This is a genomic window from Nostoc sp. CALU 546, from assembly GCF_048836525.1.
Genome location: NZ_JAWJTF010000036.1, coordinates 41,553 through 66,501, shown reverse-complemented (window position 1 = coordinate 66,501; position 24,949 = coordinate 41,553). Strand labels below are relative to the sequence as shown.

At 41.4% G+C, this 24,949-nt stretch carries 21 protein-coding genes and 1 pseudogene; 9 read left to right on the top strand and 13 right to left on the bottom strand.

The window, feature by feature from the left end; all coding sequences use genetic code 11:
- Positions 1 to 28 precede the first annotated feature (28 nt).
- The gene (locus tag RRG12_RS19085; protein WP_420760351.1) at positions 29 to 3,313 is read left to right on the top strand and encodes a tetratricopeptide repeat protein; all 3,285 of its coding nucleotides are present in this window, start codon (positions 29 to 31) and stop codon (positions 3,311 to 3,313) included.
- A 135-nt stretch (positions 3,314 to 3,448) separates the two neighbouring features.
- On the opposite strand, the gene RRG12_RS19080 is transcribed toward RRG12_RS19085, so the two are convergent.
- Positions 3,449 to 5,719: a transglycosylase domain-containing protein gene (locus RRG12_RS19080; protein ID WP_420760350.1), complete on the bottom strand. Its 2,271-nt coding sequence runs from the start codon at positions 5,717 to 5,719 to the stop codon at positions 3,449 to 3,451.
- A 431-nt stretch (positions 5,720 to 6,150) separates the two neighbouring features.
- Here RRG12_RS19080 and RRG12_RS19075 point away from each other — a divergent pair, with 431 nt between their 5' ends.
- Positions 6,151 to 6,696 (top strand): hypothetical protein, encoded by a 546-nt coding sequence (locus tag RRG12_RS19075; protein WP_420760349.1) that lies wholly within the window; start codon positions 6,151 to 6,153, stop codon positions 6,694 to 6,696.
- Between the two features lie 207 nt (positions 6,697 to 6,903).
- On the opposite strand, the gene lspA is transcribed toward RRG12_RS19075, so the two are convergent.
- Complete coding sequence (gene lspA / locus RRG12_RS19070) at positions 6,904 to 7,380, bottom strand: signal peptidase II (protein WP_069071106.1); 477 nt, start codon at positions 7,378 to 7,380, stop codon at positions 6,904 to 6,906.
- Between the two features lie 94 nt (positions 7,381 to 7,474).
- A complete protein-coding gene (locus RRG12_RS19065) occupies positions 7,475 to 8,062 on the bottom strand; it encodes a biotin transporter BioY (protein ID WP_069071105.1) in 588 nt (195 codons plus the stop codon).
- A gap of 671 nt (positions 8,063 to 8,733) precedes the next feature.
- Here RRG12_RS19065 and RRG12_RS19060 point away from each other — a divergent pair.
- The 5 genes from RRG12_RS19060 (at position 8,734) to RRG12_RS19040 (ending at position 13,334) form a co-directional block, all read left to right on the top strand.
- On the top strand, positions 8,734 to 9,804 hold the full coding sequence (locus RRG12_RS19060; RefSeq protein ID WP_069071104.1) for a PstS family phosphate ABC transporter substrate-binding protein: 1,071 nt from the start codon (positions 8,734 to 8,736) through the stop codon (positions 9,802 to 9,804).
- 223 nt (positions 9,805 to 10,027) lie between these two features.
- Positions 10,028 to 10,969, top strand: a complete 942-nt coding sequence (gene pstC / locus RRG12_RS19055; protein ID WP_069071103.1) for a phosphate ABC transporter permease subunit PstC — start codon at positions 10,028 to 10,030, stop codon at positions 10,967 to 10,969.
- Positions 10,966 to 11,898: a phosphate ABC transporter permease PstA gene (gene pstA, locus RRG12_RS19050; RefSeq protein WP_084227146.1), complete on the top strand. Its 933-nt coding sequence runs from the start codon at positions 10,966 to 10,968 to the stop codon at positions 11,896 to 11,898. The genes pstC and pstA overlap by 4 nt, the downstream gene beginning before the upstream one ends.
- A 54-nt stretch (positions 11,899 to 11,952) precedes the next feature.
- On the top strand, positions 11,953 to 12,756 hold the full coding sequence (pstB, locus tag RRG12_RS19045) for a phosphate ABC transporter ATP-binding protein PstB (protein ID WP_069071102.1): 804 nt from the start codon (positions 11,953 to 11,955) through the stop codon (positions 12,754 to 12,756).
- 296 nt (positions 12,757 to 13,052) lie between these two features.
- On the top strand, positions 13,053 to 13,334 hold the full coding sequence (locus RRG12_RS19040) for a hypothetical protein (protein ID WP_069071101.1): 282 nt from the start codon (positions 13,053 to 13,055) through the stop codon (positions 13,332 to 13,334).
- Between the two features lie 145 nt (positions 13,335 to 13,479).
- On the opposite strand, the gene RRG12_RS19035 is transcribed toward RRG12_RS19040, so the two are convergent.
- On the bottom strand, positions 13,480 to 14,046 hold the full coding sequence (locus RRG12_RS19035) for a Uma2 family endonuclease (RefSeq protein ID WP_069071100.1): 567 nt from the start codon (positions 14,044 to 14,046) through the stop codon (positions 13,480 to 13,482).
- Positions 14,047 to 14,120: 74 nt separating this feature from the next.
- Between RRG12_RS19035 and RRG12_RS19030 the strand changes: the two are divergent.
- Positions 14,121 to 14,540 (top strand): annotated as a pseudogene (locus tag RRG12_RS19030) (DUF4351 domain-containing protein); the annotation flags it as partial.
- Positions 14,541 to 14,542: 2 nt separating this feature from the next.
- Here the strand turns inward: RRG12_RS19030 and RRG12_RS19025 are convergent.
- The 7 genes from RRG12_RS19025 to RRG12_RS18995 form a co-directional block, all read right to left on the bottom strand.
- Positions 14,543 to 15,334, bottom strand: a complete 792-nt coding sequence (locus RRG12_RS19025; RefSeq protein ID WP_420760348.1) for an ABC transporter ATP-binding protein — start codon at positions 15,332 to 15,334, stop codon at positions 14,543 to 14,545.
- Between the two features lie 24 nt (positions 15,335 to 15,358).
- Positions 15,359 to 16,282 (bottom strand): branched-chain amino acid ABC transporter permease, encoded by a 924-nt coding sequence (locus RRG12_RS19020; protein ID WP_069071098.1) that lies wholly within the window; start codon positions 16,280 to 16,282, stop codon positions 15,359 to 15,361.
- 53 nt (positions 16,283 to 16,335) lie between these two features.
- Positions 16,336 to 16,938 carry a Uma2 family endonuclease gene (locus tag RRG12_RS19015; protein ID WP_420760347.1) on the bottom strand — a complete coding sequence of 201 codons (603 nt, stop codon included), beginning with the start codon at positions 16,936 to 16,938 and terminating at the stop codon, positions 16,336 to 16,338.
- A 14-nt stretch (positions 16,939 to 16,952) separates the two neighbouring features.
- Entirely contained in the window at positions 16,953 to 17,903 is a 951-nt protein-coding gene (locus RRG12_RS19010; protein ID WP_420760346.1) for a branched-chain amino acid ABC transporter permease, read from the bottom strand.
- A gap of 7 nt (positions 17,904 to 17,910) precedes the next feature.
- On the bottom strand, positions 17,911 to 19,167 hold the full coding sequence (locus RRG12_RS19005) for an ABC transporter substrate-binding protein (protein ID WP_420760345.1): 1,257 nt from the start codon (positions 19,165 to 19,167) through the stop codon (positions 17,911 to 17,913).
- A 238-nt stretch (positions 19,168 to 19,405) separates the two neighbouring features.
- Positions 19,406 to 19,732 carry a DUF6464 family protein gene (locus RRG12_RS19000; protein WP_069071094.1) on the bottom strand — a complete coding sequence of 109 codons (327 nt, stop codon included), beginning with the start codon at positions 19,730 to 19,732 and terminating at the stop codon, positions 19,406 to 19,408.
- Positions 19,733 to 20,157: 425 nt separating this feature from the next.
- Positions 20,158 to 20,643: a hypothetical protein gene (locus tag RRG12_RS18995; RefSeq protein WP_420760344.1), complete on the bottom strand. Its 486-nt coding sequence runs from the start codon at positions 20,641 to 20,643 to the stop codon at positions 20,158 to 20,160.
- A 320-nt stretch (positions 20,644 to 20,963) separates the two neighbouring features.
- Here RRG12_RS18995 and RRG12_RS18990 point away from each other — a divergent pair, with 320 nt between their 5' ends.
- The gene (locus RRG12_RS18990) at positions 20,964 to 21,434 is read left to right on the top strand and encodes a GNAT family N-acetyltransferase (protein WP_069071092.1); all 471 of its coding nucleotides are present in this window, start codon (positions 20,964 to 20,966) and stop codon (positions 21,432 to 21,434) included.
- A 176-nt stretch (positions 21,435 to 21,610) separates the two neighbouring features.
- On the opposite strand, the gene RRG12_RS18985 is transcribed toward RRG12_RS18990, so the two are convergent.
- Together RRG12_RS18985 and RRG12_RS18980 are read right to left on the bottom strand one after the other, a co-directional pair.
- Positions 21,611 to 22,741 (bottom strand): CO2 hydration protein, encoded by a 1,131-nt coding sequence (locus RRG12_RS18985; RefSeq protein WP_420760343.1) that lies wholly within the window; start codon positions 22,739 to 22,741, stop codon positions 21,611 to 21,613.
- A gap of 209 nt (positions 22,742 to 22,950) precedes the next feature.
- Positions 22,951 to 24,471: an NADH-quinone oxidoreductase subunit M gene (locus RRG12_RS18980; protein WP_420760342.1), complete on the bottom strand. Its 1,521-nt coding sequence runs from the start codon at positions 24,469 to 24,471 to the stop codon at positions 22,951 to 22,953.
- Positions 24,472 to 24,949: the final 478 nt, after the last annotated feature.

Below are 24,949 nucleotides of genomic sequence, written 5' to 3'. Positions count from 1 at the left end.
GGCTATCAGGTATTACACAGCTAAGATTATGACTTTAGAACTGACTGATTGGGATAAGGATTTACCATCAGAAATAAATGAAGAATATCAAGCCTTAGTCCGCACACTGAATTTTACAGAAGGGTTTGGTTTATTATTTGTCCGTTGCTCTCCGGCAGAGGGTGTGCATTTAATTACTAAAGTAAAAGAAAATATTACTAATAAAAATATTGAAGTTATACGGCTGGAGCAAGCTGTCACTAATTTATATGAAATAATTGATTCTTTAGAAAATAAAGAAAAGATAAACATTTTATTTATCACAGGATTAGAGCATTCTTTTTATGAATATGAAGAATGCAAAAGATTAATGGGGTGGAATAGTAGAGATATTTATTCATATAGTTGGAAGAGCGTACCACCTGTTTTAATTAACCTCAACCAACAGCGAGAACGGTTGAAGGATAAATTTAATATCTGTTTTGTCTTATTGCTACCGATATTTGCAATTAAATATTTTATTCAACGTGCCCCAGATTTTTTTGATTGGCGTTCTGGATTGTTTGAATTTCCAATAGATTCAGAAACTTTAGAAAAAGAGTCATCACGTATTATTCAGGATCGAGATTATGAAAAATATCTAAACCTCACACCAGAAGAAAGAACTCAAGAAATATTAGCAATTCAAGAATTAATAGCAGAATACCACCAAACACCCGATCGTCAATATGATTTACTGATTAACCTGGGAAAATTACAGTCTGACGGGGAAAAATACTATCAAGGTTATGAAGAAGCGATCGCTTCCTATAACAAAGCAGTAGAAATTAAACCTGATGAGTACCAAGCTTGGTACAACCTGGGGTATGCGCTAGAGAAAATAGGACGCTATGAAGAAGCGATCGCATCTTATGACAGAGCGCTAGAAATTAAACCTGATGACCACCTAACTTGGTACAATCGCGGGATTGCACTAGATGATTTAGGACGCTATGAAGAAGCGATCGCATCTTATGACAGAGCGCTAGAAATTAAACCTGATGATCACCTAAATTGGTACAAACGGGGCAATGCGCTACGATATTTAGGAAGCATCGAAGAAGCGATCGCATCCTATGACCAAGCACTGAAATTTAACCTAGATAAACACGAAGCTTGGCTCAATCAGTCCCTTGCTTTAGAAAATTTAGGACGCTATGAAGAAGCGATCGCCTCCTATGACAAAGCGTTGGAAATTAAACCTAATGACTACGAAGCTTGGTATAATCGGGGCAATTTATTAAAAGATTTAGAACGCTATGAAGAAGCAATTTCCTCCTATGAGCAATCACTAAAAATTCAACCAGATGGCTACGGAGCTTGGTATGCTAGGGTCGTCACGCTAAACAAATTGGCGCGTTATGAAGAAGTAATCGCATCATATGATAAAGCACTGGAAACTGAACCAGATGACTACGAGGCTTGGGTCAGCCGGGGAATTGCGCTAAAGGATTTAGAACGCTATGAAGAAGCAATTAGCTCTTACGAACAAGCTTTGAAAATTAACCCAGACTACCATCGAGCTTGGCATAATCTTGGCGTTTCTTTGAACAGTTTAGGACGTTACACAGAGGCAGTTACCAGCTACAATAAGGCTCAAGAAACTAACCCAAGCTGTGAAAGTGGCTGGATTCACAGGGGAGAAGCACTATACCGCTTGGATAGATATGAAGAAGCGATCGCATCTTATGACAAAGCGCTGTCAATTAAACCTGATGACCACGAAGCTTGGAATAACCTGGGGATTGTCCTAGAGAAATTAGGACGCTATGAAGAAGCGATCGCCTCCTTTACAGAAGCCTTGAAAGTTAAACCAGATTACCACTATGCCTGGAACTGGCATGGCTATGTGCTGAAGAATTTAGGACAGTATGAAGAATCTATTATTTCCTATGAAAAAACATTAAAAATTAAACCTGATGATGATTATGCTTGGGTTAATAGGGGACAAGCTTTAAAGAAATTAGGACGCGATGAAGAAGCGATCGCATCCTACAACCAAGCACTAAAAATTCAACCAGATGCTTACTATGCTTGGAAATGGCGAGGCATTGCATTGAACGAATTGGGTAGATATGAAGAAGCACTCATTAGCCTAGATAAAGCCTTAGAATTGGAACCTAATGATGACTTGTCTGACCTTTTTTATGTCTGGAAATGGCGAGGAATTACATTGAGCAAATGGGGTAGATATGAAGAAGCAATCGCCTCCTATGACAAGGCACTGGAAATTCTTCAACCTAATTACCATTACCATGATGTTTGGATCTTTCGAGGGCTTACGCTCTATCAATTGGGACGCTATGAAGAAGCGATCGCATCCTTGGATAAGGCAGTAACGATTAAACCTGATGAACACCTAGCTTGGTACTTGCGGGGGAATGCGCTATCTAATTTAGGACTCAATGAAGAAGCTATTTCCTCCTATGACAAGGCATTGCAAATTCGACCTGATGACCACCAAGCTTGGAATAACCGGGGGAAAGCGCTATGTAATTTAGGACACCATGAAGAAGCGATCGCATCCTACGACAAAGCACTATCAATTCAACCTGATGACCACCAAGCTTGGAATAACCGAGGGTTTGCGCTATGTAATTTAGGACACAATGAAGAAGCGATCGCATCCTTGGATAAGGCACTGGAAATTCAACCTGATGACCACGTAGCTTGTAGCTTGCGAGGGCTTGCGCTCTATCAATCAGGACACAATGAAGAAGCGATCACATCCTTGGATAAGGCACTGGAAATTCAACCTGATGAACATCTAGCTTGGTACTTGCGAGGGATTGTGCTAAAGAATTTAGGACGCAATGAAGAAGCGATCGTATCCTATGACCAAGTACTAAAAATTAAACCTGATGACTACAAGGTTTGGAATGACCGGGGCAATGCGCTACTAGATTTAGGACGCAATGAAGAAGCGATTGCATCTTATGACAAAGCGTTGGAAATCCAACCTGATGACTACAATGCTTGGAACGGTAGGGGGAATGCGCTAGGAAATTTAGGACGTAATGAAGAGGCGATTTCCTCCTATGACAAAGCACTGGAATTTAAACCTGATGACCATGAAGCTTGGAATAACCGAGGGAAAGCGCTATTTGATTTAGGACACTATGAAGAAGCGATCGCATCCTATGACCAAGCACTAAAGATTAAACCAGATGACTACGAGGTTTGGAATCACCGGGGCAATGCGCTACGAGATTTAGGACGCAATGAAGATGCGATCGCATCCTATGATAAAGCACTGCAAATTCAACCTGATTTAACTCGTGAGAGGTTAGAGTAATTGCACATTTGCCAAATTTCATTAGCTAGTTTTTCAGCGAGTTGATAAACTTTTAAGTCCTCAAAATCAGGTCTTATCACAAAAGTCTATTGATCATCATTTATTGATCAATAGTTCCCAATCTCCAATGCACGTTTACCTTGTAATTCTCCGCATATAATTTCCCCACAATTGAGCGGCTTGAGCGCTGCTACCAGATGTTGGGGAATTATTGTCGTTTCCCAGCCAAACGCCAGTTACAAGTCGCTGACTAGGGATAAAACCAATAAACCACAAATCAACGTTTTTATCAGTCGTGCCAGTTTTACCAGCTTCCCCTAATCCAATGGCGGCACTACGACCAGTACCCCTTGTAACTACACCACGCATCAAACTAGTCATCTCATCGGCTACACCATTTGTCAGCACTCGTTTGTTGGCATCTGGATCTTGGTCGAAGGAGTAGATCACACGGCAGGTTTTGATATCATTGCGATCGCTGCAATCACCACTGTCTAAAATTCGGTTAATGGCATGGGGAGGATTGGATACACCGCGATTACCAATAGCGCCAAAAGCACCAGTCATTTCTAAAACATTGACCACGCTTTGACCCAATACCAAGCCAGGAACGGGATCGAGGTTTGACTTTACCCCCAAACGCTGCGCCATTGCCACGACTTTATCCAGCCCAACTTCACGTGCAACTCGCAGAGCGATGGGATTTTCTGAAAGCGCCAGCCCGGTGGCAATATCTAAGCTACCACCAACACCCGCACGACAGGGTTTATAAGTAAAACCTTGCCAAGTTAAAGGAGCGCAAGAATAACTTTTTGATTCTGAAAATCCCTGTTGAATAGCGGCGGTATAAGCAAAGATTTTGAAGGTGGAACCAGGCTGTCTTTTGGCTTGAACAGCACGATTAAACTGACTTTTTCTGTAATCAGTCCCGCCAACCATTGCGAGGATACTGCCTGTACTGGAGTCAAGGGTGACTACTGCCCCTTGAGAAAAATTAAAATTTCTACCAGCGTTATTCACTGAATTATTCAACGCTGCTTCTGCTTGGCTCTGTATCGCTAGATCGAGCTTGGTTTCAATGATATAGTTTCCTTCTCTTGCGGCTCCCTCCCCCAAGATTGATTCAAGCTCAGAGAAGACATAACTGTAAAAATAAGGAGCGATCGTTTTAGCTTGCTGTTCACAGACTTTAGGACTAACTTGGACGGTGGAACGTCTGGCTCGGTTTGCATCATCAGGTTTAATTTTGCCCATCTCCAGCAACCGCTTAATCACGCGATTCCGGTATTCAGCGGCTTCTAGCTTATTTGGCCCATCCCCACAAAAATCGAAAGCGTTGGGGGCTGGTAAAATTCCTACCAATGTTGCTGCTTCTGCCAAAGTTAATTCTTTAGCCGACTTTTCAAAGTAATATCGGGCTGCATCTTCAAAGCCAGAAGTATCTCCCCCCAAAAAAACCCGATTTAAGTACATCAGCAAAATATCATCTTTGCTGTAAAACGTTTCGAGCTTCAGGGCGACAATTGCCTCTCGCAATTTGCGTCCAAGGGTATCCTGTCTGCCTACATACTCGCGGAACAAACTGCGGGCAACTTGCTGGGTAACAGTACTAGCTCCTTGTTGCACATCGCCGCTGCGGCTATTGATCAACACGGCTCGTAAAATCCCCAGAGGGTCAACCCCAAAGTGCCAGTAATAACGACTATCCTCTGAAGCCACTACAGCAGCAGGCAAATAAGGGCCAAATTCCTCTAATCGCTTCATGTCTACATGAGAGATAGTCCGAGGCTCTCTCAGGGGGGTGGCTCCATCACGGGCGTAAACAACTACTGGGGCGCGTGTCGCTGTAGGTAAGGGTTTAACTTGAAATTTCAGCCATTCGACGCCAATCACTAATGCTAACAGGGCACTGACACCACCGACACCATAAGCTGTCCAACTTGCAGCTTTGACATACCAGGCTGGTGGATCGACGTATTGCAACCGCACAGAAGCGGCGAGTTCTGGAGGCCCCAGGGTGAGAATATCGCCGTGACGCAGTTCTAGGGAACTAACACGACGCTTGCCACGATAAATGCCGTTGGTGGAGTTTTCGTCTTTAATTACGAAAACTGGTGTGTGTTGAGTAGAATTGCGCGATAGCGACAGGTGAATTTGGCTGACAACAGGGTTACGGATGACAATATCGCTGGATTTGGAGCTACGACCGAGAATATAGCGATCGCCCAAGAGTGGATATACCTCTGCTTTATCCGCCCCCGCATCCTGCACCCAAAGTTCCGGTACTTTGGCATTAGGCTTGAGCGCCAATTTTGAAAAATCGACCCTAGCTTGAATCGTATGTACTGCTTGAGTCAGTTGACCTAGTAACGTTTGTGGCTTGTGAGGGGGTTGGGGAGAACTCATCGGCTATTCACATCACAGTTTTTAATGAAGAATCAGGCAAATTACAATTTTAGATGTTAGTCTTTCATCATTTTACTCTTAAGCCAAAGCATAATTTAGCTATACGGAACTTTTTGAGCTAATTTATACTTTAAATTTGGCTTTTACTCAAAACTAACTTGTTGTTTTCATCACTTATTGTACATAGGCACAAATTTTTTTCCATTCTCAAATGTTTATTTAATCTACTATTACTAGTTCAATAACTACAAACATAATTTTTGGCTTTGTATTTTTAAACACTAGTTATCAATAAACAACAGATTTAATTTTTACCAATTTTACATATCCACATATTCTGAAACAAACCTAAATATATTCATTTAGGAAGATTTTCTAAATCTCATTGTCTGTTTTAATAGGTCGAGTGTTCCGTTGAGGTTAATTTCAGAATGATGGGAAAATCTCTGACCATGATTGGTACAGCTCTATCTTTGGCGCTCACCGCTAACATTGCTGTAGCCGAATCCAGTAAATCCCCCATAGCTCAATCCAGTAGCGATTCATCCACTAGTGCACCAACGGAAATCAAGATGTCGCCAGAAGGGATGAAAATTCTTTGCCAGAATTTCCCCCTTAACTCTCGGTGTGCCGGCGGCACAGCAGTCACCCCTAGCGCTCCTGGTAGCACTACAGTACCAGCAGAAACCACGCCATCAGATACCACCACTCCTGATAGCACAACTACACCAGAAGGTGTTACCCCTCCTGAAGATGCTCCTAGCAACTTGACTCCAGCGCCAGGAAGTGTCACTCCTCCTGAAGGCGCTCCTAGCAACTTGACCCCAGCACCAGGAAGTGTCACTCCTCGCAACTTGACCCCAGCACCAGGAAGTGTCACTCCTCCTGAAGGTGCTCCTGGCAGCACTACCGAACCAGGTCTCTCTCCCAGTACTCCTGGCTCTAGTTCACCAAATACTCCTGCAACAGGTAATTAAATTAACAGCTGGGGCATAATCTGAGTACTATTTTGCCATCAGCGATCGCAGGTGCATCTTTCTTGACTTCTTACGCCAGTCATGCAACCAGGTGTAAGATGACAAATAAAAACAGCTGAAACCATACATATCCAGTCTTCGCATATAGGACTGACTAAGGGTTTCAGTAATAACAAGCCTGGGATTAATCACCCCAGGCTTAATAGTTTAATGCGATCTGCCATTTGAAGTCGGTGTTTTTTGCAACGAAGCAATTAACAGGCAAACAATACCAATACTAATAAATGAATCTGCCACATTAAATACAGCAAAGTTAATCAGGCGAAAATCAAGGAAATCAACGACATAGCCTAAAACAAAACGATCAATACCGTTGCCCATAGCTCCACCTAAAATCAAGCCATAGCCCAACTGATCCCACAAATTTAATGCTGGGCCAAACAACGCCAACCCTATCAATACTAAACTCACTCCTAGAGATAGCCAGCGCAACCACTCTACTTTCCCACTTAATAAACTAAAGGCGGCACCAGTGTTAGTGACATAGGTGAAGTGAAATATCCCAGGTAAGAGTGGTAGTGTCTGCCCTAAGCTAAAGGTTTGCACTACCCAGTATTTTGTTATCTGGTCTAAGAAAAAAGCGATGAAGGCAGCGATCCAGAAAAGACGATTTTTTAAACGCATGGCGAATTAGTCATTGGTCGTTGGTCATTGGTCATTGGTCATTGGTCATTGGTCATGAGCTTTTGACAAATGACAAAAGACGAAGGACAATAAACTAATAAAACATTAAGTGACGCAGTATATATGCTATTACAGTAACTGCACAGACCACAGTTAGTTGACCTGGTAGTGCAAACCAGGAGTATCTGAGGATTGCTTGCATCAAGGTTAAGTTTTCAGTGCCTTTCCACTGAAAAAAATAGCTAATAATCAAATAAGTAATACCGCAGATGTGGAGAGTTAACAAGCCACAGACGCAACTAAAGGCAAGAGTTTCTAGTCGAGGTCTAGCTTTAAAGGCAACTAAGCCACAAATCCAAGCTCCAGGAATAAAACCTAGTAGATAGCCAAACTGAGATAGTTTGATATAACCAATACCACCCCCATCGGCAAATACAGGTAATAATGTTAACCCCATGACTAAGTAGGCAATTTGCGAGAGCGCACCAGCATTTTTGCCCCCTAAACAGCCTACCAACAATACTGCGCCAATTTGAAAAGTGACACCTAAAGAAAAAGTCTGAATTCCGTGCTGACTCCAAGTCCAAGGTAAGGTGATGCCATAAGCTTCTAGAAAAGTGCCACCCATTGTCAGGAGTAAGCCAATCATAGACCATAGTAATTGATTGGAAGCAGCAAACATTTATCAGGCAACCAGGAAAAGGCAAAAGGGCAAACCAACAGCAACCAGTATAAACATTAATATATAAACTCTCCCACCTTAGCTATGCCTATAACTGCTATAGGATTACTATTTGATTATGGTCTGTTTATTTACGCTGTACTTTACTAGTAAGTCTGTCAAATTCATTTTGACGGTTAGAGACGCGATAAATCGCCGTCTCTACAGGGAATTTATCTGTCAATTAGTTCTTGCCACGCCACTACGTGTATTTCAAAAATCAAATAATATTAGTCCTATAGTAGTCCCATAGCTTGCTTAAGAGTAGGAGTACACAGAACCTAAAGGAGAGGTCTGGGTTCCCATTTCGATACGGAATATCCTACATTAAAGCTGCTTCTTGATTGATAATTGATTGCTACTGTGTAGCAGTAAATTTATTTAAGAATGTGCGAATTCAAAAAAATATTAAAAATGTACCGAAGTTATTTATCTAGTTAGTAGCAACTAGTGGTATAATTTGTATCAAGCTATCAAATAATATGTTTTTTGACGTGTGCTTTTAGTAACTTGAAGTTTTAAAAATTATAAGTATGCATTAGTGTTCATTTAACCATTTCTTAACCTTCCTCTTACTCTAGAGTGCTAATGTTCATACTGTTAATCCATAGCATCATTCTATAAAGATCCTTATGTTCTCTTCAAAGGTGCGGTTGGTTGCTCCCCTAGTTGCTCTAGCAATTGGTATTAGCTCTTGCGGCGATAACAATCAAGCTTCTAACAACTCTAGTCCAGCTGATGGCGGCGCTACCCCAGCCACCAATACAGCAGCCGGATCAAATTTATCTGGAAAAGTCCAGATTGATGGTTCTAGTACCGTCTATCCTATTTCTGAGGCGATGGCAGAAGAGTTTCAAAAGGCTAATCCTGGAGTGCAAGTTACTGTGGCTTCCTCTGGTACGGGTGGCGGCTTCAAGAAATTCTGTGCGGGTGAAACTGATATTTCTAATGCTTCCCGCCCCATTAAGCCCGAAGAAGTGGAACTCTGTAAGAAAGGCAACATTGAGTACATTGAATTGCCCATTGCTTACGATGGTCTTTCCGTAGTAGTTAACCCCCAAAACAACTTTGCAAGTTGCCTCAAAGTTGATGAACTAAAGAAAATGTGGGAACCTGGGGCACAAGGCAAAATCACCCAATGGAACCAAATTAACCCTCAATTCCCTGCACAGAAAATAGGTTTGTACGGCCCTGGTACTGACTCTGGTACTTACGACTATTTCACTCAAGCAGTCGTTGGTAAAGAAGGGGAAAGCCGAGGGGATTTTACTGCTAGTGAAGATGACAATACTCTGGTACAGGGTGTAAGTGCTGACCAAGGCGGTTTGGCTTTCTTCGGCTATGCATATTACGAAAATAACAAAGAGAAGTTAAAGCTGGTTGGCATTGATGCTGGTAAGGGCTGTGTTCAGCCTAGTCCACAAACCATCGGCGATGGTACTTACCAGCCGCTTGCTCGTCCAGAGTTTATCTACGTTAAGAAAACTGCGGCGACTCGTCCTGAAGTCAAGGCTTTTGTTGATTTCAATTATGCTCCGGCAAACCAAAAGCTAGTTACAGAAGTGGGCTATGTGCCTTTACCTAGCGATTTACTCACTGAAGTTCAGGGACGCTTCAATAGTGGGAAAGTAGGCTCCGTTTTTGAGGGTAAGGGTTCTCAAGTGGGCGTTACTCTGAAAGACCTTCTCAAGCAAGAAAAGTAAGAGTTATCCACTAATTGCTTTTTTGAGGAGTTTATCTGCACAATTTGCACTAAGCCCTAGTAGCTGGAAGTGGTAGATTGTAAAAAAAGTCTGCTTATACTTACTTCATTCAAGGTTTATAGTCTTGAAAGTAAGCTTTATTTCTAGTACTAGGGCAGTTCTCATAGAATGGTAGTGTGTCCATAAATACAAAAGGAGTTTTAATTTATGAGGTTGTCCGCAAATGACTTCCAACCCGTTATCTAATCAACCAAGCAATTCCAACTTATGGCAGCCCAATCGGGCTTTGAGTAAACGGGTGGAAACTGGCGTCAGAGCGCTGTTTGCCTTGTTTGCTTTTGTCTCGGTTGTAACCACAATTGGCATTGTCTTAACGCTGATTTTTGAAACTGTTGAATTTTTTCAAGAAGTTTCGATTTGGCAGTTTTTAACAGACACACAATGGACGCCGCTGTTTACTAATAAGCAGTTTGGAATCATGGTGCTAATTAGCGCCACATTGTTGATATCTGTAATTGCGATCGCAGTAGCATTACCACTAGGATTGTTAGCTGCTATCTGCTTAAGTGAATATGCTCCAGCAAAACTTCGCAAATGGCTAAAGCCTGCCCTAGAAATATTGGCAGGGGTACCAACCGTTGTGTTTGGTTATTTTGCACTATTCACAGTTACACCCTTCCTCCAATCATTTATCCCAGGGATGCAGGGATTCAATGCTTTGAGCGCAGGTATAGTGTTGGGAATTTCGATTATTCCTTTGGTAGCTTCTTTGAGTGAAGACGCTCTTTATTCCGTTCCCCGTAGTTTGCGAGAAGGTGCTTATGCATTGGGATCAACTAAGCGGGAAACCATTATTTCAGTAGTGTTACCAGCGGCTTTATCGGGGATAGTAGCTTCTTTTATCTTGGCTATTTCCCGCGCTATTGGTGAAACAATGATTGTTACCATCGCGGCTGGTCAAAATCCTCAGTTGGGTTTAAATCCGCTAATTCCAATTCAGACAATGACAGCATACATTGTCCAAGTAAGTAAAGGAGACACACCAGCAGGCTCACTGGCCTATAAAACTATTTTTGCGGTGGGTATGACTTTGTTTCTCATTACCTTAGCCCTGAATATTTTTAGTTACTGGTTTGTTCGTCGCTTCCGGGAGAAATACGAATGACAAAGAGCAATACTCAGTTTACAAATTTGTCTGACTCTGGGGAAAATAAGAATTTTGATCTCTCGATCAATAAGCGCTACAACCTTGACAAAATTTTTGCGATCGCTACTTGGACTGCAACCTCCTTTGCATTGCTAGTGTTAGTTGTTTTGCTCATAGATGTTTTAACTGACGGTGTTGGCCGCTTGAATTGGTCTTTTCTTACCAGTTTTTCATCTCGCCGTGCCTCCTCTTCTGGAGTATTGGCTCCCTTAGTTGGCAGTATTTGGCTGTTGGTAATAACTGCCTTAATTTCCTTTCCCTTAGGAGTAGGCGCAGGTATTTTCTTAGAAGAGTATGCCAAGGACAACTGGTTTACTCGGTTAATTGAAATTAATATTGCAAATTTAGCCGCAGTCCCATCAATTATTTATGGCTTGTTGGGCTTGCAAGTTTTTGTGCGGGTGATGGAACCAATCACCAGGGGACGCACGGTGTTAGCTGGTGCTTTAACCTTGAGTTTGTTGATTCTACCAATTATCATTATTACTACTCGTGAAGCGCTGCGTGCTGTTCCTGATAGTCTGCGACAGGCAGGTTTTGCCCTTGGTGCTAATAGGTGGCAAATCATCCGAGAACAAATTTTTCCTATTGCTTTACCAGGAATCCTGACCGGTACAATTCTCGCACTCTCACGAGCGATTGGTGAGACGGCTCCGTTGATTGTAATTGGGGCTGTTGGTTTTATTACTTTCTTACCCCAGCTTTCTCCCCAAGGTTTGCAAAGTTCTTTTACAGCACTGCCAATTCAAATTTTTGATTGGGTTTCTCGTCCTCAAGTAGAGTTTCACCAAAATGCTGCTGCTGGCATTATTGTTTTGATGATCGTGCTGCTATTGATGAATTCAACAGCAATATTTTTACGCAATAAATTCCAGCAGTCACGCTAAACAAATCAACCTCATTATAAATGTAGATTTTCAGGATTTCTCTGAAACTTTTGTATGGTATCAAGTTCAAGAATCGCTACTTCCGAGAGCATTTTACAAGCCGAGCAATTATCTGTTTTCTATGGTAATTTCAAAGCAGTTCGTGATGTTAACCTAAACATCGGCAAAAACAAAATTACAGCTTTTATTGGCCCTTCTGGATGCGGTAAAAGCACTGTACTAAGGTGTTTTAACCGTTTGAATGACTTGATTCCTGGCGCACATATTGAAGGAAGAATTACCTTCGGTGAAACCGATATTTATGACAAAAGAATTGACACAGTAGAATTACGCCGTCGGGTTGGTATGGTTTTTCAGAAGCCTAATCCTTTTCCCAAGTCAATTTATGAAAATATCGCCTTTGGAGCCAGGATTAATGGTTATAAAGGTGATATGGATGAATTGGTAGAACGGAGTTTGCGGCAAGCTGCTTTATGGGATGAAGTTAAGCATAAACTAAAGCAAAGTGGTCTATCTATATCTGGTGGCCAACAACAGCGTTTATGCATTGCTCGCGCTCTCGCAATTCAGCCAGAAGTTTTGTTAATGGATGAACCATGTTCCGCGCTTGATCCAATTTCAACTTTGCGCGTTGAAGAATTACTCCAAGAACTGAAGTCGCAATATACCATTATTATCGTCACCCACAATATGCAACAAGCCGCGCGGGTGTCGGATATGACAGCCTTTTTCAATGCTCAGGCGACAGAAACGGGCAGCAAAATGGGATATCTTGTGGAATACAACTATACAGAGAATATTTTCAACAATCCTCAGCAGGAAGATACACGAGATTACGTCAGTGGTAAATTTGGATAATTTGATAAATATTTTACATTGTTGATGCTGGAGCAATGAGGGATATTCGGAAAGTAAAGCTGTGCGATATTCCTCTAGTTTTTTCATTTGTTTGTCAAGGTTAGCGTAGGCGTAGCCCGCCGCAGGCATCGCTTCACTAAACCTTTTGCAAAAAACGTGTTACAGTTGTAAGCCTAAAAAACTTCAGGTTAACTAGCTTTGTGAAGGTCATAATATAAATCCCAACAATTAAGTGATAAAGTAATCCAAAGCATTTTCTACAATTGTGATAGCCTTGACTGAAAATCCGAATCTCCATGCTGTCTGAAGTCTATTACTTAGTGCGTTCAAAAACTGACGGTAATTATCTCATTGCTCGTCCTGATGCCGAAAAATCAGGTTACTTATTGCTGTTTCAGGAAAACTTTGATGCCCTTAGCTATCTCAATACCCATGCAGCAGAAGTAGCAAATCGCTTTGCTGTGGAATCTATTGCGCGTACACAGTTAGGAAACTTGCTCAAACGTTGGGGTTTTAGCGGTGTGGGTGTTGTGACTGACCCGTTATTGCCCAAAGTTGAGTTTTTACAGCACAGTTAACTAATTCGTAATTCATAATGACGCTCGTGGACTCGCTACCGCTTCGCTAACGTAATTCGTAATGACGCTCTCTACGAGACGCTAAAAGCGTAGCTTGCAACTCTTACAGAGTACGCGGACTCGCTAACGTAATTCGTAATTTGTGTTAAGTGAATAATTGAGCGATCGCACAAGTAAAATTAGGCAATATGGGTGAAGTCAATTCATCACCATTGAATAACGTAGCAACTAACTTTAAACTCGCTTGTTCGCGTCGATATACTTCCACTTGTTGCTTACGCCAATCCACAATCCAATATTCTCTGACACCTCGTGACGAGTAGAGCTTAAGTTTTAGTTCTCTGTCGCGCTTTTCATTTTCACTACCAGCGGATAACACCTCTACAGCCAGTTCTGGCGCACCAGTCAAATGCCCTGCCTCATCCAAAAGTAGGGGCAATCTCTCATTGCTAGCCCAGACGACATCGGGAATCACATTATCATTATCGCCAAAAATTATTCCTGGAGCAGTCACAACTTCTCCCAGACCATTAGTTTGTGACCAATTATCTAAGGAAGTGCTAATTCTGACACAAGTTTTTTGATGCTTCCAGTGAGGCGCTCTGGTCACAAACAAGTCTCCGTCAATAATTTCATAGCGATTCCCGTTATCTGGAAACAATTCTAAGTCGGCGGTAGTCCAGCGCACTCTCTCGGATATCGGCTGGTTCATAAATCATCTCTGTGAGGGGATTTACCTATTTTAGCCTGAGTGGAAATGGGACATTTTAGTTGCACTCCCATAATCTACCATCGTTATTACTCTTTGTGCCAATCCTGCGAGGAGGGGGAGAGGTATCAGTTGTGCAACGCGCATTACAGGCGCTACGAGCAGATGTACAGTTAAACCAATTAGAATCATTGCTGGCATTTTTTGCTAGCTTTGTGTTAGACACGCCTTTAGTTCAACAAATCATGAGGTTGGATATGGCAGTATTGCGAGAATCGCCTTGGTATCAGGAAATTGAGCAAAGAGGTATTCAGCAAGGTGTTCAACAGGGTGCGCGACAGCAGTTAATCCGAGTATTGCGACGGCGCTTTGGTGAAATTTCTCAAGAGGTAGAAGCAAGACTTGAGGGTGAAAGTGTGGAACAATTAGAAAATTTAATGGATAGCGCGATCGCTGTGAGTTCTTTAAACGAATTTGTGGTAATTTTGTTTAGATAAATTCAATCATTTCCCAAATAAGCCTCAATTACAGCTGAGTTATTTCTGACTACAGATGGTTCACCCAATGCAATCAATTGACCAAAATCCAATACCGCAATGCGATCGCACAAACCCATAACTAAGGGTACATGATGTTCTATGAGGATAATCGTCAAATTGAAGCGATCGCGTAGACTACGGATAAATTCACTCAATTGCTGCTTCTCGTTGGGATTCATCCCCGCCGCAGGTTCGTCGAGAAGTAAGATTTGCGGCTTTAATGCTAAAGCACGGGCAATTTCCAGCCGTCGCTGATCACCGTAAGCAAAGTTTTTGGCTTTTTCGTCAGCGCGATCGCTCAATCCCACTAAATCTAATAAATCTAAAGCTTTCTGCTTAGTTTTAAGTTCTTCACTAGGCGCTGGTGGTAATCCCAAAACACCTGTAATCATATTACTTTTAGTGTGCAAATGCCGAGCAATAATTACATTTTCTAACGCCGATAATTCCCCAAATAAGCGGATATTTTGGAATGTACGGGCGATACCTAAAGCAGCAATTTGATCGGGACGCAGTTGAGAAACTTCTGCACCTTGATAAATTAATTTACCGCTAGAAGGTGGAATGAAGGCAGTAATTAAATTAAACAGTGTTGTTTTGCCAGCACCATTAGGGCCAATCAGTCCAAAAATCTCATGTTGATTTACACTAAAAGATACATTATTTACCGCTACTAAACCACCAAAGCGGCGAGTCAATGCTCTTGCTTCTAAGACAATACTGCTGTTAGCTTCTGAAATAGTGTATGACATTTTTGCATATTATTTACGAATGGTTCACTTTTGGCTTTTACGTCTTTTAAAAATATCTGGAGTAATTAGCCCTTGGGGGAAAAAGATTGTACCTATTACTATTAGTAAGCCAAAAATAATTAATCTCCCATCTCGTAAAAATTGTGCTAGCCAAGTAGGCAAACCACCAGTATCAGCGAGACTTCGCAGAATTTCTGGTAAGGCTGTAAATACCATACCTCCGACTACAGGCCCTAAAAAACTTCTCGAACCACCAATTAAAACAAAAGTTAAATATATAATACTGGCATCAAAAGTACCTTGACGAGCATTCCAGGTATTAAGGAAGTGAGCGCTAATTGCACCTACAACCCCTGCAAGCATAGCTCCTAACGTAAACGCCAAAACTTTGTAATAAGTGGGATTAATTCCCATTGCACCCGCAGCTAATTCATCTTCACGGATAGCAATAAAAGCCCTGCCTACGCGGATACGTTCTAAACGATAAAGCAACACCATACTAATTAATAATAAGGGCAAAGCAATCCATAAATATTCAAGTTGTGTTTGGAAAGGTTGAGGAATACCAAAAATTCCAACAGCACCACCTGTAATATCTAAATTGAGGGAGATGACGCGCAGAACTTCCACAAAAGCGATAGTTGCGATCGCTAAATAAATTCCTCGCAACCTCAATGCTGGAATTCCCACTAATACACCCAGTAAACCAGAAATTATCGCAGCAATTAACATCTCCAATAACAACAACGGAATCGGAAATAAACTACTGCTAGATGTCAAAACTTTTGTGGATAAAATTGCTGCAATATACCCACCTAAAGCATAAAATCCTGGACTAGCTAAAGACAATTGCCCTGTCATTAGCGGTAAGTAAAGCGATAACCCTAGTAACGCCCCCAATACCATAGAGACAATCAAAGAAGCGTAAGTAGCGAAGAAATCAGCCATTTTATTTAATATATTTTGATTAAGCTTAATCAAATTATCGCTTTTATCAACTCTTAAGCTGTTAATATTTGCTCTGCTGTCAGTGCTAGTTCAGGAAAAGTTCGTGACACAATTAGTTCTGAACCTCTAAAGTGTGTGCATTGGTATTTACCCTCATCATCTAATAGAAAAACAAACACAGCCGGAACTTTTGGATTTCCTAAATACTCTCTTAGTCCAATTGCCAAATAATCTACAATCCAATATTCTTTAATACCTAAGCGTTGATATTCATCTAATTTATCAATATAGTCATCTTCCCAATTAGTTGATGTCACTTCTACAGCTAATTGGATAGGTTCTTCAAGTGCAGCATAAGCAGAACGATTTGAGCGCCATTGATCTTTATCTATGACACTTACATCGGGCTTACGCCCTTGTTCTATGCCATTAACGGTTATAGTTTTAAAGACTGCTGTGTTATTAACTACATAATTTAAGTTTTGTCGCCTAATTTCGTCATTGAAACCAAATAATAAAAAATTAGCGACATCATCATGATTTCTCGTTGCACGCACTTCTACAATTTCTCCATCTACAAGTTCATATAAACCTTCCTCTGGACACTGTTCTAAAAATTGCTCAAAAGTTAATTTTTGTTTGGTGTATGTTTTCATAGCACTACGTATCTTCAAACTTTCTGGATAAATCTTCGTCCTAGTAAACCTTGGGGTCTAACTAATAGCATGATAAACAAAATTCCAAAGGCTACTGCGTCTTTATATCCAGAGAATTCAGCAGGGACAAACGCTTCCACTAATCCAATTACTAAACCTCCCACCACCGCACCAGGAATACTACCTAAACCACCTAAGACAATTACTGCTAAACCCCGCAACCCAAAAGCAATGCCGAAATATGGCCCTGCAATACTAACACTAGAGGCGACTAAAGTTCCTGCTAATCCTGCTAAAAAACTGCTGATGAAGAATGTTAGGATGATAAAGCGATCGCTATTAATTCCTAACAAACTAGCTGTAGTTGGATCTTCTGCGATCGCTTGCATTGCCTTACCATATTTAGTCCGATTTATAAAATAGGTAAGAATTGCCACAATTACCACTGAGACAGTAAAAATTACTACCTGAACACTGCGAATCGGAATTGGGTTTTCTGGACTACCAAAGTTAATCGCAGGTGGCAAATTACCGTAAGTATTGGCTGGATATGTGTAACTTTCTGCACCTACTAAATATTGGATTAAATTCACAATTACCACTGCTACCCCCAAGCTGGAAACAACAGTTAGCAAAGGATCAGATCCTTGACGGCGCAAAGGTTGAAAAGCAACCCGTTCCATCACTACCCCTACTAATCCCGCCAAGGTACTTCCTAAAATCAAGGCTATAGCAAATGGTAATTGTATCGGCAAGGCTGCATTAGCTAACAAGCCATTAAATCCAAAACTGCCACCCATGAGTGCATAAGTAAAATATGCACCCAATGTAAAAATCGCGCCATGAGCTAAATTAATGATGCCCAAAATGGAATAAACCAAGGTATATCCCAAGGCAAAAATCGCATAGACGCTGCCGATGGATAAACCATTTAATAATTGCTGCAAAAACAGATTGATATTCATGTAGCAACTATTTTAAAAATGTAAATTTACCTTGGCTTCCGTCTTTTTCCATCTTTATTTGGGCTACATAGAAATCTTTTTGCACAACTTCACCTATGGGAGTAAAACCAATTTCACCTAATGGTGTATTGTATGTTCCGCTAAGTATCTGTTTGTTTAACTCTGTCCGCAATTCTGGTAGCTGTAATTTGTTAACTTTGCTCTTTTTATCTAAAGCTTGGAGTGCTTCGACATAAACCTGCACTGCTGCAAAAGCTTGGGCGCTAAATTGGGGTGGTTCTTTTTTGTATTCGTCAGTATAGGCTTTACGAAATGCCGCGTTAACTTCACCTGGATGTTCTGGACTGTAGGCTTGAGCAATCAAAACTCCATCACAAAGTGCCTTGCAAACTGACAATATATTCGATGTATTTAAACCATTTCCACCGACAATTAAGCCTTTGTAACCTAGTTCCCGCAATTGTCGGACTAAATTCCCACCATCAGCAGCCAAACCAGAAATAATGATCAAATCTGGTTTGAGATTAATTGCATTGGTAGCTTGACTTTGAAAATCTGTATCGCTGGTTTGGAACTTTTGTACTGTTACCAATTCCAGCCCTTGATCCTTAACTGTTTGTTGAAAAATTTCCGTTTCTGACTTGCTAAATGCATCATTTTGAGCATAGAAAACTGCAACCTTTTTAACTTGGGGATTTTGCTTAAGCGCAGCTTTCACCGAATTAGGCGCGACGATGGAAACTGGTGCAGAAACACGAGCAATGTAATCACCAATTTCGGGAATATTGTTAGCAGTATTTGATGGCCCAATAACTGGTACTTTTGCACGCTCGGCAATAGGGCCAGCACTAAAAGCTTGCTGTGACAAAGTTGGGCCCACAATTCCAATAACTTTATCTTTGTTAATTAAAGTTTGAAAAGCGTTAATTGTCCCTGCTTCATCACCGCTAGTATCTTGAAACACTAATTTAATTGGTGTCCCATTGACACCACCTTTACTATTAAAATACTTTTCGGCAAGTTTGGCTCCAGCAACTTGCTCTTGACCTAGTAATGCCACATTGCTAGTTTGGGCAACAGCAATACCGATGGGAATAGCACCCGACAATGTACCCGTTGTCGCTGCGGTATCTGTTGCAGTGTTATTTGTGGTAGCATTTGGAGAATTTGTCACCGCCACAGGTTCACCACCGCCACCACAGCTTGCTAATAGGAAAGCACAAGTTGATAATAATGCTGTTGTTCGAGCGATCGCGTTATTCATCGTTAAATAGTCATGTAGTTATTAGATATTCGGCAAAAGTCAATACTAAAGTTCATAATCTGCAAACAAAATGACGCAGATTTCCACTTTTGCACGAATTATATTAAATCATTCTTATTTGACCATGCAAAGACCAATATTCAAAGTGTTTGTAAATACAAATTATTATAAATATGAACAATATTATCATTCCCCAGTTCTATTTGGGAATGTGCTGTAAAGTTGCTTTGTCAGGACTCTAAGCCCTTTTTTCACTATCAGCTAATCCTTTGGGTTCGTAGTGACGACAACCATTACAGGGGCCTTCGGGATTGACAGCACAACGCATGTAACCAGAACGGGCATTAAATTTGCAGCTGATATCGCCAATCAGGTAACCTACCCCTTCTAAATAATAGCGATCGCTCTCAACCGGTCTAAAGTTTTGTTGTCCCTGCACTGTTGGAAAATTCATGGCTGCTTGTCTGAGCCGTAGGCGCGATCGCAAATGGGTTTTGCGGATCACCCACAGGGAAATCAGGGACGGTAAAAAACCAACGGCAATCACTAAAAGTGTCTTTAACACCTTCTTTTTACCTCTTCTGTGCGCTGATTGATTGTCCCTGATGTTACACTCTGGTTTTACGGAAGTGCAAATCTTAGGGCAGTTTTGCCTCATTGCCACTAAATATGGTTGCAATGAGCAATGGCAGCATGGTATGCAATTTTGAGCAAGAAGTTCCTTCTGCCACTTCAATCAGCATAACTGTTACAACCTCAAGGGTGAAATGCCGTTGAATGTTGTTGAAGAAGAATTCAGAAGTCAGAATGGGCTAAACCTTAGCTATCCGCTAACAGAAGTCAGAATCAAGACGCTCTCTACGAGAGGCTAAAAGCGCAGTGTGTCGCAGACAAGCCATGCCAGAAGGCTTTATGCTGCGCTATCCACGAATTGCACGAATACCTTTCCTGACTCCTGAATTCTGTTTCGATAATTTTAAGATTTGTTGACTAATACCTTTTGAACAAGCGTTTTGTATGATTTTCGCTCTTGTTTTTTCTGTGTCGCTGCGATGCTAATCTTTTTTTGGTTTGATGACGAAGTTGCTGTGCTAGCAGTGTGGCTTCCCTTTCGGCTCGGAATAAATCAACTCTTCGCGTTGTCAGAATAAAAGATTTGTCAGGCTTTCGTTTTACCCAAGGGACGCTAACTGCGAAATACTGGCAAATATTTTTGCATTGCTCCTTCTTCAAGAATGGGGAACCTTTTTGAGTATTCAGTGTATTAGCGATCGCTTTCAACTCGAATATCGCTGCTTCTAACTCTCCTGCCATCTGATTGATACGTTCAACTTGTGCAATCAAACGCTCTCCTTCGCTGATGATTTTTTCCTTTTGGGGTCGCAGTGGCACTATAGCAGTAGTTACAGATGTAGGCTGCAACAGCGAAACTTTCAGCAAAATGGGCTTTTTGTCCGTATCTTGGATTTTTTTCATACTACCTCAAGCAAGGCTAGCTGACTTGTAAGGCATTTTAGCAGCAATTTAGTACAAATGTACTAAATAAAAATATATTTATTTTGAACATCAGTGGTCGCTAAGTACTGTATCCTCTGAAATACCTTTAACGAACTTTGGGGGTTTGAGTCCCCAGCAAGACAGGCAGCACGTTTTGTGTCAGGGTTAAATTCCCGTTACAAAACATCATTGCGTTAGCGTAGCGGTAGCGAGTCCGCGATAGCGTTCGCGTAGCGTCTCGTAGAGAAGCGGGGCGTTAGCAAGAGTGCGAATTGCGAATTTTTTTAATCACATCCCTTATGAGATTGAGAATATATGAAATAGCTGATACCGAAGAAATGATGAAATTGTTCTACGACACTGTTCATGAAGTAAATATTCATGATTACACAGCAGAACAAGTAGATGCTTGGGCACCAGCAAACATGGATATTGAAGTTTGGATTAAAAGTTTAGCAAATAAGTTTACTTATATAGCAGAAGAAGATGGCAAAATTATTGGTTTTGGAGAATTAGAGGCTAATGGTCATATTGACCGTTTTTATTGTCACAAAGATTTTCAAAGGAAAGGTGTTGGTAAGAAAATCTTAGAACAGATTGAATTAAAAGCGAAGTCTTTAGGGGTTGAAAAGTTATTTACAGAAGTCAGTATTACAGCTAAACCTTTTTTTGAAAGGCAGGGATTTATTGTTATAAAAAAGCAAGAGGTTGAGCGTAGAGGACAAAAGTTTATAAACTTTGTCATGGAAAAGCATATCAAAGCAGGATAATAATCTGTTGAATGCTAGCGAAACAATCAATCTTAAACTCAAGACTAGTTACAGCACAATCCCAACAAAGTGTAAGCAATACGCATCACGATGTTAGATACTAAGAAACTATACTCAAACCCAAAAGATTGAGCAGTCTTTACTTTCATCGGAATGTAATTAAAATCTTTTTTTATCTATTTATTCACATCCAGCAACCGCGAAGTTTCTAACCGACTCATCCACTTCTCTAAATAAACTCGATTACCTTTTGCTTGATCTGGATCTTTAGTATCCAAAGGATAAGGCATTAGTCCCAAAATCGTTGCTGTGGTCACACAAAACATCGATTTTTGGAAACTTATGCAAATTTGGACTCGCAAATCATCTTCACCCCGGAGACTGCGACGATAAATTTCGTGCAAATACTCTGGAAGATAATGACGCATATCCTGCATCAGCAAGGTGGGAGGAATACCTGCGCCGCCGATGGGCAAAGGATCGGCATACAATGCGCCATATTGAAATCGGGTTTGATCTGGGGGAATTTGATATCCTTGGGCGTTGTATGAAACAGTACCGTGGAAAGGAGTTCCTCGGAAGAATACTGCTTCTACATAAGGTATTGCTGTATCTGCTAAGAAAGTCAAGCCAACACTTTTGGGAATGATTTCATAGACCTTACCTCTAATTTTGACAGCGTAGGTAATTGGGTTTGATGCATTTGCCACTAACCCCGCTTTAATGTGTTCTACAACTTCGGAAATCGATTTGATTTTGCCTTGGTCGTAAAGGTCTGATAAGCTGAGAAAAATATCAGCCATGACTCGCCAAAATTGACCTAAACCTGTGTAGTAAGCAGAAACGCGCAAATGTTCTGTTAAGAAATCTGGAAACAGTTGGTTGATACCGGGAATGAAGGGATTATTTTTAAATTTTGCGGCGATAACAGCTTGCGCTCTTTCTTTAAATTCATTTGTATCTAAATACGTATCTAGTCCACCGCCACCATGCCACATCATGGCTTTCATGCAATATTCGGCATATTCAAAATTAATTCGGTCATGCCACCAGTGACGGAGTAATTTCTGAAAAGAAACCTCTCCATTAAAGTATTTAAAAAATGGGAAAAATATTAAAAACTGATGCTCGGCAATATAGTTAAGATTTTTTGAGTAGGCATCTAAAACTACGCCATAGCTTTTAAGGATACCAACAACTTCCAGCACATTTTCTGGACTGTCGGGGAGTAATGCTTCTCCTTTTTGCAGACGTTCAATATACTCAGCTAAGGGATTGTGAGTAGCTCTCTTTTTAGTAATTACCATTGCTATTTATCCAAAAAGTTTAGTCATTAGTCATTAGTCATTAGTCATTAGTCATGGTTATTCTCATTGTCCCCTTGTCCCTAATCCTTAGTACAGTACGACGGAAGTAAACCACCCCTTCGGGTTCGGCAGTTCCTCATGGGGGGAACCCCCAAGACCGGACTGCCTCACCATTTCCAATCTATGAAACGCTTACGCTGTATTCATTGTTAATTTTTAATTCCGCCTTGCGGTACTAGCCCCATTTCTTTATCCAAGGACACTGCTACTACGTTTTGGGTATTCACCATTGCTGTAATCGTTGGTTCAGTCCAGCGGACTAACCAACCAGGTTGAATGCCGAAAATCACGATCAATATAGCTAAAATTGCAGGTGGGATGCGATCGCTCCAATACACACGCGGTAAGTTGGTAACCTGTGCAGACAAGCGGCCAAAAAAGGCGCGGTTGACAAGAATTAAGAAATAAACCGCTGTTAAACCAGTACCAAGCATACATAGCAATGTTTGCACTGGGAAAACTGGAAAACTTCCCCGATAAACTATAAATTCCGAGATAAAGCCTAGCATTCCCGGTATACCAGCACTGGCCATGACTCCGACAATCATCAAGCTACCAATTACCGGCATACCCCGTTCTGGGTTCAGCAATCCTTGAATTACGTCTAAATCACGGCTTCCGGCTTTTTTATACACAACCCCTACTAGCAAAAACAGCATTGCGGAAATCAAGCCGTGGCTAATCATTTGCATTACAGCACCCAACACACTTAAAGGTGTAGCCGCCGCCGCCGCTAAAAGCACATAACCCATGTGTCCAATGGAACTGTATGCTACCATTTTTTTCATATCGGTTTGAGCGATCGCACAGGATGCACCATACAGTACACTCACTACTGCCCAAGTCGCTAACCAAGGAGCCAGATAATTCCAAGCTTCTGGTAACAAGTTCATGCCAAACCGCAGTAAGCCATAAGTTCCTAACTTCAACAGCACCCCAGCCAACAGCACTGAAATCGGTGTAGAAGCTTCAACGTGAGCATCTGGCAACCAAGTATGGAAGGGAACTAAGGGAATTTTAATCCCGAAACCGACCAAAATGCCCGCTAGCAGTAAAAGCTGTGTCGCGAGAGGTAAAGTTGTCGGGTTTAAGGTTGCTAATGCAAAGCTAGAGGAACCACTCAGCCAAACCATGCCGAGGAAACTTGCTAAAATCAGGATTCCCGAAACGGCTGTATAAATGAGAAATTTGGTAGCAGCATAACCCCGCTTTTCCCCACCCCAAATGGCTATTAACAAATACAGCGGAATTAGTTCTAATTCGTAAAATAGGAAAAATAGCAGTAAATCCTGTGCCAAAAAGGCTCCAGTCACCCCAGCGCTTAATAATAGTATCAAAGAGTAATAAAATTTAGGACGCTGTAGGGATTCATCGCTGCTGTAAATGGCAATGGAAGTTAACAATCCATTTAAAACCAGCAATGGCAAAGACAAACCATCTATCCCAAGGTTATAATTCAAACCTAAAGCATCTACCCAAGGGATAGATTCAGCAAACTGTTGAGTTATTTCCCCTGGATGAAACTGAATTGCTAGTACGATTGTCCACAAGAAAGCGATAGTGGCAAAGACCAAAGCCACCCCACGGGCTAATTTCCCATTGATGCCAGAGGGCGAGAAACCAATTAAAGCTGCGCCGATTAACGGCACTAGAATTAAAACACTAAGCATAAGTAGGTATGGAATGGGGAATGGGGGATTGGGGATTGGGGACTGGGGACTGGGGATTGGGGACTAGGAAAAACTCTTACCCAATCACAAATGACTAATGACCAATGACCAATGACAATATCTGTGAACTACTCAGACTTGCCTACGGCTGAAATCTGAGCTTCCCAATTCATTGGGAATAGCCTCAAAAACTCCGTAGTTTTTTTTGGTCTGACATTCCCTCCAAGGGCAGAAGTCCTGGTTCCCAAGACCCAAATCTTTCTCTTGCAACATATACCTATTAGCTTGGTTTTCGCTTGTGGCATTGATGGTCAAGACAGTGTGTATTTTACCAGAAAATCTTCTCCCAAGGGGAGACGCCAAGGGCGATGGGCATTCGTCATACATCCAGAATTTGTTTTTACTGATGTTTTAAATCAATTCCAGATGTAATCCTCATCCCCCGCTGACAATCCCCACAGAGATGGGTACATTGAAG